The sequence below is a fragment of the Streptomyces specialis genome (assembly GCF_001493375.1).
Taxonomy (GTDB): domain Bacteria; phylum Actinomycetota; class Actinomycetes; order Streptomycetales; family Streptomycetaceae; genus Streptomyces; species Streptomyces specialis.
Genome location: NZ_LN929897.1, coordinates 300,974 through 314,640 on the forward strand (window position 1 = coordinate 300,974; position 13,667 = coordinate 314,640).

The window sequence follows — 13,667 nt, forward strand, 5'->3', positions numbered from 1 at the left end:
TCGAGAAGTGTCCGACAGCAGTGGATGCCGTTTGTGATTCTGTCCTGACACTTGTGGACTAGCGACCGATTCGTCCCCTGCCCCCTTCGCCGGCAGCTTCATATTTGTATAAGAGACGCCCGGTCCAGGTCCTGGAAACGGCGGCGCCGCCCCGCCACCGGGGCGCCGCCGCCGTTTCCAGGCCCTGGACCGGCGGCTGCGCGACACCCGGCTGGGCCGGCGGATCAAGCTCAGGCTCCAGGCCACCGGCCTCGACCTGACCGTCGGCGAGTACGCCGCGTACGTGCTGGGCGCGGTCGCCGCGCTCTGGCTGATCGGCTCGGCGGTGCTGGCGCCGTTCTTCGGCCCGGTCTTCGCGCTCGTCGCCCTCTGGGGCGGCAACCTCTTCCTCACCTGGCAGCGGACCAGGCGCACCGAGAAGTTCATCAACCAACTCCCCGAGCTGGCCCGGCTCATCGCCAACGGCACCGCCGCCGGACTCGCCATGCGCACCGCCCTGTCCATGGCCGCCGAGGAGATGGACGAGCCGGCCGGCGCCGAACTCGCCATCGTCGCCAACCAGCTCGCCGTCGGACGCTCCCTGGAGGAGGCCCTGCACGAACTGGGCACCCGGCTGCCGTCCCGCGAGCTGAACGTGCTGGTCACCACCCTGATCCTCGCCAACCGCGCCGGCGGCACCATCGTCGCGTCGCTGCGCAACCTCACCTCCACCCTGGAGGAACGCAAGGAGACCCGGCGCGAAGTGCGCACCATGCTCGCCGAGATCAACGCCACCGCCGTCACCGTCCCGGTGCTCGGCCTCGGCGCGCTGCTGATGATCAACGCCATGTCGCCCGGCGCGCTCGGCCGGGTCACCGGCAGCCCCGGCGGGCAGATCGCGATGCTGGTGGCGCTCGGCCTGTACGTCGTCGGATTCGTCGTCGTGCGCCGCTTCGGCCGGATCGACGTGTAGGGAGCGCCGCATGGGACTGCTGCTCGGCCTCGCCATGGGCGCCGCCGTCTTCGGGATCGTCACCGCCGTGCGCATGCTGCGCTCCGGCACCCCGCTCCCCGCCGACCTCCAACTCGCCCTGGAAGTCGGCTCCACCCGCGTCTCGGCGGGCGGCTCCGCCGTCGACCGGCTCGGGATGCGCTTCGCGCCGCTGGTGCTGCGGCTGATGGGCCGCAAGGCCGTCGACCGCAAGCGCAAGCGGATCGACCAGGCGGGCAACCCGCAGGGCCTGACCATCGACCGGTACGCGGCCCGCCGCGCGGTCTACGGGATCTTCGGGCTGCTGACCACCCTGATCTTCATCAGCGCCGGTTTCCCGCTCTTCGCGCTGTTCGGCCTCGGGTTCGGCGCGTTCGCCGCGGACCTCGCCATCTGGCAGGGCGTCCGGACCCGCCGCGACGTCATCGACCGCACGCTGCCGGACTTCCTCGACGTGCTCGCCGTCGTCGTCTCGGCCGGACTCGGCTTCCGGCAGGCCCTGGACCGCGTCTCGGCGCGGTACGAGGGCCCGTGGGCCGACGAGATCCGCATCGCGCTGCGCCAGATGGACGTCGGCGTCCCGCGGCGGCAGGCGTTCGACGAACTGCGCCGCCGCAACGACTCGGAGCCGGTCAACCAGTTCGTCTCCGCCCTCCAGCAGGGCGAGGAACTCGGCGCCCCGATCGCCGACACCCTGATCCAGATCGCCCGGGACATGCGCCGCACGGACGCCCAGAACGCCCGCCGCCGCGCCGCGCGGGCGATCCCGATGGCGACGATGGCGACGCTGGTGTTCATGGTCCCGGCCACGATGATCATCATCGTGACCGGCATGATCCTGGGCTCCGGCACGGACTTCGGCCAGGTCCTCGGGGACTGAGCGACGGGGACCGACCTGTTGCGAACCCGTAGCGCGACGACGACCGGACCCCGCGTACGCTGGGCCGGAAGGGGGTGCCGCCGATGGCAGATCTCGACGTTACCTATCAGGACATGCATGATGCGGCCGACCGGCTCCACGCGGCCAAGGAGGAGCTGACGGTCAAGCTGGACCAGTTGCGGGTGTACGTCAGCGACCTGGTCCGGGACGGCTATGTCACCAGCCGCTCGTCGCAGGCGTTCGACCAGTCCTACGAGGAGTTCACGACCGGCGGCAAGCAGGCCGTCGAGTCCCTCCAGGGGCTGGGCGACTTCCTGGACGGCGCCGCGGACGGCTTCCGCGATCTGGACCGGCAGTTGGAAGAAGGGCTCCGCGAATAGGCGGGCCCCGCGAGGGGAGTGGCGATGGCCGACAAATGGACCGACGCGGTCACCATCGAACGCCAGGGCTTCCGGATATCCGTGCCCGATTCCTGGTGGGAGTTCGACCTGCGCCCGGAGACCAGGGACAACAGCATCCGCCGCATGGTCGACGAGCGGATCCAGGGCCAGCCGGACATGGCCCAGCACCGGGAGCTGATCACGTCGTTCCTGCGCCGCCAGGCGCGCGAGGCATGGGACTCGGGCGCGGTCTACTGCGGCTGCATGGCCCAGAGTTTCGGCGGCGGACCGCCCGTCACCGCGTCCGTGACCGTCTCGGTGATCGGCGCGCGCCCCGCGGCCGGCGGGCCCCTGCCGCCCGATCCCGCCTCGATCGCGGCCCAGTTGGGCACGCGGACGGCGCGGAAGGAGGGCGACGCGTGGCGCGAGGTGTCGACGGTGGACATCAAGGACGTCGGCGTGGCCGCCCGCACGCGCGGCATCGAGGACATCTCCGTCCCGGGTGACACCCGGCACGTGCGCGCGGTGCTGATGCAGACGTTCATCCCCGTACCGGACGACGCCCAGGCGGTCGCCCTGGTGTCGGGCAGCAGCCAGGTGCTGGACCTGGCCGACTCGTTCTTCGACGTGTTCGACGCCATCACGTCCACGTTCCGCTTCATCTGAGAGCCGGGGGAACCATGTCTGACGAGCGGATCGCGATTCCGCTGGACGCGCTGGGCGAGTTCGCCCCGCAGTTGCGCGCGGTCAAGGAGTACATGAACCGTACGGGGGACACCTTCGACGAGTACAACGACTCGTTCGGGGACGGCCGGATCGTGGACGCCCTCGACAGCTTCGTCAGCGGCTGGCGCGACGGCCGCGGCGACATCAGCGAACAGCTCACCGGCCTCGCCGAGATGGCCGAGACGGTGATCCGCACCGTGAACGAGTTCGAGGCCGAGCTGGAGCGTTCCCTCCAGGACGGCGGCGGCGGAGAAGGCGGCGGCCAACAGCCGGTGTGACGGCGTTTGCCCGCCCCCTCCGATGGGCACGGGTGCTCATGCGCCGAGCGGAAGGTCGCGCTCAGCTATCCACGGCACTACGGAATGCCAACGGATCGCCTGGGTCTCCCTGCCCAACTCGCGCTCGGTGTGGCACAGTCAGTGCCGATAGCTGTACGGGTTGCCCCGCTGGGAGGGGGTCGGGCATGGCGCGTCCCGCGCACACACGGGTGCCATCACGGCAGAGCGGCCCGCCGTCCCCCATACCCGGAACCCACGTCCCGCAGCACGGCGGGACGCGGCGGCACAGGGGCCAAGAGAGGCCGGCTGAACCGGCGTCAGCCGGAGGAGAGGGACGCCATGAGCAGGCTGCTGTCGACCTGGAGCCACAAGATCACCAACCGCCTCCACCACCGCCTCGACGACCGCGGCGCGGGCTTCGTGGAATACGCGGGGCTGCTGCTCTTGATCGCCACTGTGGTGGTGGCCGTGATGGCGCTGGACATCGACACCACTGTGGCCGACTCGGTTCGGGACGCGGTGGGAAGTATCACCGGCGGCTGACGGACCGGAGCCGGGGCGCCGTTTTCCCGCTGTACATATGGATGATCAGTGGCCTGCTGACGGTGGCTCTGCTTTTCTTCGTCTTCGCCCAGGCGGCGGTCACGCGCAGCAGCGGTCAATCCGCGGCCGACGCGGCGGCTCTCGCCGCTGCCCGGGAGAGCAGGGACCATCTCTTCGAGGAGTTCCTCCACACGATCGATGACGGTGGGGACATCGAGAACATCCTGTCGGGCGACGACTTCCACGTGCCCGAGGCGTGCGAAGACGCCGCGCCCCAGCTGGCCGATCGCAACGACGCCGTCGTCATCTCCTGCGAACCCGACTACGACCGTACCGGGTACACCGTCGAGGTGCGGACCCGCGACACTGTAGGGGAGTCCCTCCTCCCCGGCACGGAGGACCAGACAGCGCGTGCCGAGGCAACGGCCGTCATCCGGAGTCTGTGCGAACGCGAGTCGGAGGAGGAGGACCGAGTGGAGCTTCGCTGTGAGGACGACCGGGACGTGGCCTTCGACCCGGGTGACCAGGACGAACTGCCCGAGGCACGCGATCTGTTCTACATCTATCTGGACGACTGACCGACGACGAGTTGAACGCAAAGGAACAGCCCCCGATGGACCTCCGTGATAGCAAGTCGCGCCTGATCCTGATTGTTGTCGCTCTGGGCGCCGCGCTCGTCGTCGCCGTCGCGAGTTGTGGCGGCGGAGGTGGTGACGACGGGGGAGAGGACGGCGCCGGCGGTACCCCCACGGAGCAGGTGGACGGCGGCGACGCGGAGGGGGACGGCTCGTCCGAGGACGAACCGTCGGGCGGGGAGGAGCCGTCGGAGCAGGAGCCCCTCGCCGAGGTCACAGGCGAGGAGGACATCACACTGACCATCACCCGCGCCGAACGGGAGGCCGGTGGTTTCCTCACGATCGAGGGAACCATCCACAACGGCGGCTCGGACGGCTGGGGCACTTCGGCTTGGGCCGGCGAGGAGAACGAACTCGCGGGCAACGACTTCTCAATGGCGGGAGCGACACTTGTCGCCCGGGAGGAGCAGAAGAGGTACCTCATCCTGCGGGATACCGAGGGCCGTTGCCTGTGCACCAACTTCGGGCTGCAGATCGACGCCGGAGCCACGGAGACGTGGTTCGCCCAGTTCCCCGAGCCCGACCCCGGGACCACGGAGGTCGATTTCCAGATCGGGCAAATGCCTCACGCCACCATCGAGATTCATTGAGGGGACCTGATGAGGTACCTGCTGCACCAATCGGGCCGGGCCGCCGCGGTTCTGACGACCGCCCTGGTCGTCGGGGCATTCGCCGTGCCGGTGGCAGCCGCCGATGAGAGCGAAGAAGTCGAACAGCCTCCGGGCTACGAGGCCCCACCTCCGCCGGAGATCGATCCGGACGCCGCGGGGCTCATGCTCGGTGACGGAGCCACCCTGGCCGAGCCGCGCGTGCTGGACGTCAAGAGTGTCACCGAGAGCCTCGGTGACGGCGAGAGTGGCGACACGGGTGGCGAGGAAGACCCGAGCGGTGAGGAAGGCGCGGGCGGCGAGGACGACGACGACACCGGTGGGCAGGAGCCCAATGGTGGCGGAGGCGGTGAGCAGCGCGAGGAACAGACCGGCGGACAGCACAAGTTCACGCTGCAGACGGACGTCCTCTTCGGAGAGGGCAGCGACGAACTCTCCGAGGACTCGCGAGGCGCGCTCATGGAGGTCGCGGCAGCCATCGACGAGTACCAGCCGACACAGGTGAACATCTTCGGGTTCACCGACGACCAGGGCTCGTACGAGAGCGGCGTCGACCTCTCCGAGGGCAGGGCCAGGAACACGCACCAGGCGCTGCTGGAACTCATCGCGGACCCCACGGGCATCCAGTTCAACGTGCGCGGATACAGCGAGGACTATCCCCTGTACGACAACGAGACCGAGGAAGGACGCCAGCGGAACCGGCGGGTGGAGATCTCGTGGCCCACCAGTGACTGAGTCCTTCAGTCGTTGATCCTCCACTGGGTCGCGGTCGTGAGGTAGGTCCGCAGGTTCTCGTTGTACGGGTCGACGGTGACGTCATCGATCCACAGCAGGACCAGATTGTTCTCCACGGTTTCCGCACAGATACCGACGCCTTCGTGCAGGGTGGAGTCCTCCAGAATGTCTTCCACCGGAATGACATCGGGCAGCGTCGCGGCATTGGCCGCTTCGTGGCACTCCTCCGCGGTGGCGTCCGGGTCGTCGATGATTCCCGTGAAAGTCTGCGGATGGAACTCGATGCCCTGACCCAGGAGGTTCGGGTCGTCGCAGTGGATGTACTGCAATTCGTAGTCGCCGAAAGGGCCGCTGGCCCCGGAGATGATGTCGGGCTCCACGCGCAGCTCATCGAGATCGACCAGGGTGCGGTTGGCTCCGACGCAGCGATCTAGGGCCACATCCGTGTCGGCGATGAAGACCGGGGCGACGATGTCCACCTCCACATCGCTTCGCGTCAGCGTGTAAGGAGCGTCGGGGTCGGGCGTCGGCGGTGGTGACCCGGTGTCGTCCCCGGTCCCGTCGTCGTTCTGCTCCTCCGCCCGGTCCTCCCCCGGGGTGTTCGTGTCCGGGGGCTGGTTGGTCGTCGGGGGGGAAGCGTGGTGTGGTTGCCGGGGGTGGGCGGGCCTCCCGGTTCTCCCCGCTGCGGTTGGGGGGGGGCGTCAGAGGTGTATAAGAGGCGGGGCGCAGGGTCTGTCCCGGGGACAGGGCGCGGCAGGTCTCGATCACCTCGGCCGGGGTGGGGCGCGCGGCCGGGGTCTTCGCCAGGCAGGCCGTGATCAGGTCGCGGAGCGCGGGCGGGGCCGCCGACAGGTCCGGGGGTTCCTGGGCGATCCGGTACATCACCGCGTGGGCCGTCCCCTCCCCGAAGGGGTGGGCGGCGGTCGCCGCGTGGTGGGCGATCAGGCCCAGGGCGAAGACGTCCGTCGCGGGGGTGGCCGGGGCGCCGGTGATCTGTTCGGGGGCCATGTAGGACGGTGTGCCGACCCGGACGTCCGCGCCGGTCAGGGCGGTCGTGTCGGCGGCCCTGGCGATGCCGAAGTCGATCACCTTGGGGCCGTCCGACGCCAGCAGGACGTTCCCCGGCTTCAGGTCGCGGTGGATGATCCCGGCCGCGTGGATCGACTGGAGCGCCTCGGCCACCCCGCCCACCAGCAGCAGCACCGTCTCCACCGGCAGCGGGCCGTGCGTCCGCACCGCGTCGGCGAGGGAGAGGCCGGGGACGAAGGCGGTGGCGAGCCAGGGGGCCTCGCCCTCGGTGTTGCTGTCGAGCACCGGCACCGTGTACACGCCCTGCACCCGCCGCGCCGCCCGCACCTCCAGTTCGAAGCGCCGCCGGAACTCCGGGTCCCGCGCGAACTCCGCGCGCACCACCTTGACCGCGACCGGCTGCCCGCCGCGCGTATAAGAGAGGAAGACGCTGCCCATGCCGCCCGCGCCGAGGCGGGCCTGGAGCCGGTAGCCGGCGACCTCGCGGGGGTCGCCCGGTTCGAGCGCGCCGAACTGCGGCGGTGTGCCCTGCTGCCCTGCCATGCATCCCCCCGGCGGATCGCGGTCGTGGCGGCGGCGTGCGTCCGTGCGCATCCTAGTGCCGTCCGCGCGGGGAACCGGACCGCGCCGGCGCCCGTCCCAGTGGTGTGAAGACGCCCCGCGCCGTGGTCGGCGCCCTGTTCCTGCTCGCCGCGCCGGTCGCCTGCGGCGACTCCACGCCGTCCGGCGGCGCGGAGGAGTGGCGGGAGCCGGACGACTACCGGTACACCCTCGAATCCATGTGCGGGGAACGGAGTCTGATCGGCGTCTTCGAGGTCTCCGTCGTCGGCGGCCGGGTGGTGGAGGCGACGGCCGCGGAGCCGTGGCGGGAGCCGGACGACGGGGTGCCCACGATCGGGGAGTTGCTGGCGGAGGCCGAACGGGCCCGGGAGGACGGGGCGCACCGGGTGGTGGTCACGTACCCGGAGGGCTCCGGCGCGGCGGACGGGCCGCCGTCCGCGATCGAGATCGACCCCGACGAGATGACCATCGACGACGAGGCCTGCTACACCATCATCCTCTACACACATCCTGGCCCACGAGGCAGGCCGAAAAACCGAGGGCGGTGCGGCACAGGCGACGGCAATGGCGTGTGCTTCGGCAGCGCAGGAGTTGTAGAGGGGGCAGTGCCGGGCCGGGTACGACGTCCTCATGAGCGGCACCGAGGGACACACGGACGGCTTCACCTACCCGCATGTCGGCGCCACCCGCGACGGCGGCGCCGGAGCGGCGCTGCCGCCGCCCGGGTTCCACCTCCTGCGGCGGCGGACCCGCCTCGGCACCGGCCCGGCGGCGCGGGACGCCGCCGGGCGGGCCCTGCTGGAGTGGCGGATGCACCGGGGCGTGGGGATGACCGTGGAGGCGGATGCCGCCGAGGCGGCGCCCGGGGTCGAGGTCACCGTCGGGATCGGTGTCGGGCCGCTGCGGCTGCGCGCGCCGTGCCGCGTCGTGTGGGTGGTGAGGGAGCCGGACCGGATCGGGTTCGCCTACGGCACGCTGTCCGGACATCCCGAGGCCGGTGAAGAAGCATTCGTCGTCGAGCGGCTGCCGGACGACTCGGTCTGGCTGGTGGTCACCGCGTTCAGCCGCCCCTCGGCCTGGTACGCGCGGGCCGCCGGGCCCGTGGGCCGGGCGGGGCAGCGGCTCGTCGCCCGGGGGTACGGCCGGGCGCTGCGCCGCGTCGCCGGGGGCTGACCGCCGCACGGAGGGCACGTGCTCCCGTCATGTGCGGTAGTGTTCCGAACGTTGGCACCTGCCGACATCTACTGCGGCCAGCGCGCCGTAACCCGCGGCGGCCGGGGTGCCGGGGGGGCGTCCGCCCCGCCCCTCCCTTTCCGGCCTCCCCCCCCCCCCCCCGCCCCCCCCCCCCGGGTACGCCGCCCGTGTCCCGCCTTCTCCCCCACCGCCCCCGGCCCCGCCCGGCGTGCCACCGCGGCCACGCCGGCGAGGACTGGCACGCGGTCACTTCCCCTTTCTTTTGTTTAAGCCACCCGCCAGCCACGGCGCTCCCCACTCCCCCCTTCGGCGCCGTCGCCAGATGTGTATAACAGACGCGCTTCGGGCCGTGCACCCCCTCCTCATCGCCGCCGCCGCGGGTTACGGCGCGCTGGCCGGGCCGCTGCTGGTCAGGCCCGGGTACCGGCTGGCCGTCGAACCGGACGAGCCGTGGCGGTCCGCGTGCCCCGCCGGACATCCGCTGGCCGTGCGTCCGCGCGGCTGGCTGGGGACCGGGCGTTGCGCCGCGTGCGCGGCGGCGCCCTCCTCCGGCGCCCCGCCCGTCCGGATGGCCGCCGGGACCGCCGGGGTCTGCGCGGTCCTGGCCGCCGCCACCGGGGCCAGGCCGGAGCTGGCCGTCTGGCTGCTGGCCGCGCCGGTCGCGGTGCTGCTGGCCACCGTCGACTTCGCGGTGCAGCGGCTGCCGGACGTCCTCACCCTTCCGCTGGCCGCCGCCCTGGTCGCCGGGCTCGGCGTGGCGGCGCTGCTGCCGGGGGCCGGCGGGAGCTGGCGGCGGGCGCTGCTGGGCGGGGTGGTGCTGACGGGGGTGTACTTCGTCCTCTTTCTCGTCAACCCGAACGGCATGGGCTTCGGAGACGTCAAACTGGCTACCCCGATCGGGGTAGCCATGGGCTGGTACGGCTGGGCCGCCGTGTTCCTCGGCACGTTCGCCGGCTTCCTGTTCGCGGCCGGCTACGGGTTCGCCCAGGTCATCGCGGGTGGGCGGGGACGCGGGCGGACCATCCCGTTCGGTCCGTTCATGGCGCTGGGCGCCCTCTGTCTCTTATTCACCTCTGGCGCTTCCGACCAATCGGCCACGCTCTGGATCGTCTGCGGCGCCTAGCTCCATACCAAGATGTGTATAAGGGACGGGCGGGGACGCGGGCGGACCATCCCGTTCGGTCCGTTCATGGCGCTGGGCGCCCTGGTCGCGCTGCTCCTCGGTGGACTCGCGGTCTGATTCTGTGGGAGGTGCAGCCACCACGCCCGGTCATGCGTTACGGTGGAATCCCCCCCTCGGGCCGGTCCGTCACCCCCCCCACGGACCGGCCCGCTTTTTTGTGCCCGCCGTGTGAAGGCGCGTGGCGGCCGGATCACTCCGTTCCGGTCCGCGGGTCCCATGACCGGCAGTAGAGTGCCGGGGTCGGGCAGAGGGCACCGGAGGGGCTGACACACCATGAGGAACAAGCTGCGCCGCCTGGCCGTGAGGCTGTACGCCCGGCGGGTGGAGGGCCGTCTCGACACCGACCGCGGGCCCAAGCACATCGGGGTCATCCTGGACGGCAACCGCCGCTGGGCGAAGGCGGCGGGCAGCACCACCCGGCAGGGGCACGAGGCCGGGGCGGCGAAGATCCAGGAGCTGCTGGGCTGGTGCGAGGAGACGGACGTCGAGGTCGTCACGCTCTGGATGCTGTCGACGGACAACCTGAACCGCGCCCCGGAGGAGCTGACCCCGCTGCTGTCGATCGTCGAGGGCGCGGTCCGCGGCCTGGCCGAGGACGGCCGCTGGCGCGTCAACCACGTGGGCGCCCTGGACGTGCTGCCGGAGCGCACCCGCCGGGTGCTGCGGGAGGCCGAGGAGCTGGCCCGGGGACGCGAGGGCATACTCGTCAACGTCGCCGTGGGCTACGGCGGCCGGCAGGAGATCACCGACGCCGTCCGTTCCCTGCTGGCCAAGCGCGCCGCCGAGGGGCAGACCCTGGAGCAGGTCGCCGAGGGGCTCGAGGTGGAGGACATCTCCGAGCACCTCTACACCCGCGGCCAGCCGGACCCGGATCTGGTGATCCGCACCAGCGGGGAGCAGCGGCTGTCGGGTTTCATGCTCTGGCAGAGCGCCCACTCCGAGTACTACTTCTGCGAGGTGCACTGGCCCGCGTTCCGCAAAGTCGACTTTCTGCGGGCGCTGCGCGACTACGCGGCCAGGCACCGGCGTTACGGCATCTGAGAGCGCCGCGGGGCGTCCCGCGCGGAAACACGTCGCCGGCCGGGCGGACCCGAGGGTCCGCCCGGCCAGCCCGTTCTTCGCATGAGATGTGCAGACAGCGGGCATATTCCTCGCGGACAGCGCGGCGTCGCTGTCCGCCGGGAGGCCCGTTTGCGTACCACGACACCCCCTGTCTCAGGTGGGGATCAGGGCCGGTACCGGGCCCGTGCGCGCGTACGGGCCGGGGCCGGCGTTCTTGACCCCCGGCGCCTCGGGCGCCTTGATTCCGCACCTCTTCCGAGGGGGTTCGTCCACACGTGGTCACCAGCAAGAAGCGTTCGAACGACCGGCGCATGTACGTCCTCGACACCAGTGTCCTGCTCGCCGACCCGGCGGCCATCACCCGCTTCGACGAGCACGAGGTGGTCCTGCCGGTCGTGGTCATCTCCGAACTGGAGGCGAAGCGGCACCACCCCGAACTCGGGTACTTCGCGAGGGAGGTCCTGCGTCGTCTGGACGAATTCCGCGTCCGGCACGGGCGGCTCGACACCGCGCTGCCCATCAACGATCTCGGCGGCACGCTGCGGGTCGAGCTGAACCACTCGGATCCGGCGGTCCTGCCGGCCGCCATGCTCAACGAGCGGGGCCGCCTGACGGACAACGACTCCCGCATCCTCGCGGTGGCGCGCAATCTCCAGGCCGAGGGTCACGATGTCACGGTCGTCTCCAAGGATCTGCCGCTGCGCATCAAGGCGTCGTCGGTCGGGCTCGCCGCCGAGGAGTACCGGGCGGAGCTCGCGATCACCGACGCCGATGGCTGGACCGGCATGGTGGAGATCACCCTGACCGGGGAGACGGTCGACGAGTTGTTCGCCACCGAGAGCGTCCACGACGAGCAGGCCGCCGAACTGCCCGTGCACACCGGGCTGGTGATCTCCTCGGAGCGGGGCCGGGCGCTGGGGCGGGTCACGCCGGACCGGCGGGTGAAGCTGGTGCGCGGGGACCGGGAGGCGTTCGGTATCCACGGGCGCAGCGCCGAGCAGCGGATCGCGCTCGACCTGCTGCTCGACCCGTCGGTCGGGATCGTCTCCATGGGCGGCCGGGCGGGCACCGGCAAGTCGGCGCTCGCGCTGTGCGCGGGCCTGGAAGCCGTGCTCGAACGGCGGCAGCACAGCAAGGTGATGGTCTTCCGGCCGCTGTACGCGGTCGGCGGCCAGGACCTGGGCTATCTGCCGGGCACCGAGGCCGAGAAGATGAACCCGTGGGCGCAGGCCGTCTTCGACACGCTCTCGGCGGTGACCACCCGGGAGGTCATCGAGGAGGTGGTTGCGCGCGGCATGCTGGAGGTGCTGCCGCTGACCCACATCCGGGGCCGCTCGCTGCACGACGCGTTCGTCATCGTGGACGAGGCCCAGTCCCTGGAGCGGAACGTGCTGTTGACGGTGCTCTCCCGGATCGGGCAGGACTCCCGGGTGGTGCTGACGCACGACGTCGCCCAGCGGGACAACCTCCGGGTGGGGCGGTACGACGGTGTGGTGGCCGTGGTGGAGAAGCTCAAGGGGCATCCGCTCTTCGCCCATGTGACGCTGACCCGCTCGGAACGGTCGCCGATCGCCGCGCTGGTGACGGAGATGCTGGAGGACGGCAGGATCTGACGGCCCTGATCGCCCCTCCGCCCGCCCGGCCCGAAAGGGACGGGCGGGCGGAATCATCAACAGCCGTCCCTTATACACATCTGCCGCTGCCGACGAAGAGGATAGGCGAGCTGTGGTCTGTTCACGCGCGTCGACAAGTAGTGCCCTTGGGGGCATCGGGGCCGGTGGAGGCGCAGGTGAGGGCCTTGAAAAGGGTTATCCTTCGTTTGGCAACCCCAAACGGCCTGTGAGCTTTCCCACATCAGGCTGAATTGCCTCGGAGCATCCGTGTCCGGCAGTGTGTGCGTCTGTCAGGCCCCGCATACGGCCCCGATGCCCCCAAGGGCACCGCAAGGACTGCGTTTCACAACTGAACAGCCGCTCGCCGTATGCCGCCCGAAGTTCCACGTCGGTCCCGCGCCTCACCGCGCGAGACCGCGACCGGGCCAGTGCCTCCTGTGAACACACCAGGGGAGGTCCGTGTCAGGGGCACGATTGCGCCCGCAGGGTCATCCGAGTGGGCGATGTCGGAAGGAAACCGTGTGACCGGGATTTCGGTCCGGGGATTCGCAGTGGCGTCCGCCACCGCGGTGACCACCGTCGGCGCTGCCGTCGGCGTGGCTTCGGGAGACGAGCAGGCTCGTCCCACCGACGCCATCGAGGTGGTCGCGGCGGATGCGACGCTGCTCGCTGAGATACCCGCCGGCACGAATGCCCAGCTGCACACCGCGTCGTTGACGCAGCAGGCGGAGTCGCAGGCCAACGCGGCCGACGCGGAGGCCCGGCGGGCCGCGCAGGAGGCGGCGCGGATCCAGGCGGCCGAGGACGCGGCCGAACGGAAGGCCGCGGCCGAGCGCGAGGCACAGGAGCAGGCGGAGCGCGAGGCGGAGGAGGCGGAGCGCGAGCTGCAGGCAGCCGCTGCCCCGGCCGAGACCGACTTCCCCGTGCAGGCGTCGTACACGAAGGCGGACGTCCAGGCGATGGCCGCGCAGATCGTGGCGGCCGACCAGTTCCAGTGCTTCTCCAACATCGTGGACCACGAGAGCGGTTGGGACTACACGGCGACGAACCCGTACTCGGGTGCGTACGGCCTGATGCAGGCCCTGCCGGGTTCGAAGATGGCCTCGGAGGGAGCCGACTGGCAGACCAACCCGGCCACGCAGATCCGCTGGGGCGTGAACTACATGAACGACCGCTACGGAAGCCCGTGCGGAGCCTGGGACTTCTGGACCGCCAACGGCTGGTACTGACCCGTTCCTCGCGCTGTGAAGTCCCCGTGCCGCTGCCGGCA

15 protein-coding genes and 2 pseudogenes are annotated in these 13,667 nt (G+C 71.1%); 15 read left to right on the top strand and 2 right to left on the bottom strand.

Translation table 11 applies throughout. The features are described from left to right. Positions 1–145: 145 nt before the first annotated feature. From BN2279_RS24070 to BN2279_RS24110, 9 genes and pseudogenes are all read left to right on the top strand, one after another. Positions 146–952 (top strand): annotated as a pseudogene (locus BN2279_RS24070) (type II secretion system F family protein); the annotation flags it as partial. 10 nt (positions 953–962) lie between these two features. Continuing rightward, the gene (locus BN2279_RS24075; protein WP_059013150.1) at positions 963–1,850 is read left to right on the top strand and encodes a DUF5936 domain-containing protein; all 888 of its coding nucleotides are present in this window, start codon (positions 963–965) and stop codon (positions 1,848–1,850) included. Positions 1,851–1,933: 83 nt separating this feature from the next. Beyond that, entirely contained in the window at positions 1,934–2,230 is a 297-nt protein-coding gene (locus BN2279_RS24080; RefSeq protein ID WP_079032459.1) for a WXG100 family type VII secretion target, read from the top strand. Between the two features lie 24 nt (positions 2,231–2,254). Continuing rightward, a complete protein-coding gene (locus BN2279_RS24085) occupies positions 2,255–2,896 on the top strand; it encodes a hypothetical protein (RefSeq protein WP_059013152.1) in 642 nt (213 codons plus the stop codon). Between the two features lie 14 nt (positions 2,897–2,910). Next, positions 2,911–3,234, top strand: a complete 324-nt coding sequence (locus tag BN2279_RS24090) for a hypothetical protein (protein WP_059013153.1) — start codon at positions 2,911–2,913, stop codon at positions 3,232–3,234. A gap of 339 nt (positions 3,235–3,573) precedes the next feature. Beyond that, positions 3,574–3,777, top strand: a complete 204-nt coding sequence (locus BN2279_RS24095; RefSeq protein ID WP_059013154.1) for a hypothetical protein — start codon at positions 3,574–3,576, stop codon at positions 3,775–3,777. Between the two features lie 62 nt (positions 3,778–3,839). Further along, positions 3,840–4,355, top strand: coding sequence for a hypothetical protein (locus BN2279_RS24100; RefSeq protein ID WP_159037322.1), 516 nt, complete (start codon positions 3,840–3,842; stop codon positions 4,353–4,355). Between the two features lie 35 nt (positions 4,356–4,390). Further along, positions 4,391–5,002: a hypothetical protein gene (locus BN2279_RS24105; RefSeq protein ID WP_059013156.1), complete on the top strand. Its 612-nt coding sequence runs from the start codon at positions 4,391–4,393 to the stop codon at positions 5,000–5,002. A gap of 9 nt (positions 5,003–5,011) precedes the next feature. Continuing rightward, positions 5,012–5,755 carry an OmpA family protein gene (locus tag BN2279_RS24110; protein ID WP_059013157.1) on the top strand — a complete coding sequence of 248 codons (744 nt, stop codon included), beginning with the start codon at positions 5,012–5,014 and terminating at the stop codon, positions 5,753–5,755. 5 nt (positions 5,756–5,760) lie between these two features. On the opposite strand, the gene BN2279_RS24115 is transcribed toward BN2279_RS24110, so the two are convergent. Both BN2279_RS24115 and BN2279_RS24120 read right to left on the bottom strand, forming a co-directional pair. Then, complete coding sequence (locus tag BN2279_RS24115) at positions 5,761–6,234, bottom strand: hypothetical protein (RefSeq protein ID WP_159037323.1); 474 nt, start codon at positions 6,232–6,234, stop codon at positions 5,761–5,763. Further along, on the bottom strand, positions 6,143–7,327 hold the full coding sequence (locus tag BN2279_RS24120; RefSeq protein WP_059013159.1) for a serine/threonine-protein kinase: 1,185 nt from the start codon (positions 7,325–7,327) through the stop codon (positions 6,143–6,145). Before BN2279_RS24120 ends, BN2279_RS24115 begins: the two co-directional genes overlap by 92 nt. Positions 7,328–7,563: 236 nt before the next feature. Between BN2279_RS24120 and BN2279_RS30850 the strand changes: the two are divergent. The 6 genes and pseudogenes from BN2279_RS30850 to BN2279_RS24150 all read left to right on the top strand — a co-directional run. Further along, positions 7,564–7,779, top strand: a pseudogene (locus BN2279_RS30850) (DUF6174 domain-containing protein); the annotation flags it as partial. A 196-nt stretch (positions 7,780–7,975) separates the two neighbouring features. Then, complete coding sequence (locus tag BN2279_RS24130) at positions 7,976–8,518, top strand: DUF1990 family protein (protein WP_059013161.1); 543 nt, start codon at positions 7,976–7,978, stop codon at positions 8,516–8,518. Between the two features lie 370 nt (positions 8,519–8,888). Then, positions 8,889–9,662, top strand: coding sequence for a prepilin peptidase (locus BN2279_RS24135; RefSeq protein ID WP_199827805.1), 774 nt, complete (start codon positions 8,889–8,891; stop codon positions 9,660–9,662). A 333-nt stretch (positions 9,663–9,995) separates the two neighbouring features. After that, positions 9,996–10,763: an isoprenyl transferase gene (locus tag BN2279_RS24140; protein WP_059013163.1), complete on the top strand. Its 768-nt coding sequence runs from the start codon at positions 9,996–9,998 to the stop codon at positions 10,761–10,763. Between the two features lie 296 nt (positions 10,764–11,059). Continuing rightward, positions 11,060–12,397 (top strand): PhoH family protein, encoded by a 1,338-nt coding sequence (locus BN2279_RS24145; protein ID WP_059013164.1) that lies wholly within the window; start codon positions 11,060–11,062, stop codon positions 12,395–12,397. A gap of 521 nt (positions 12,398–12,918) precedes the next feature. Then, entirely contained in the window at positions 12,919–13,626 is a 708-nt protein-coding gene (locus BN2279_RS24150; protein WP_059013165.1) for an aggregation-promoting factor C-terminal-like domain-containing protein, read from the top strand. Positions 13,627–13,667 lie beyond the last annotated feature (41 nt).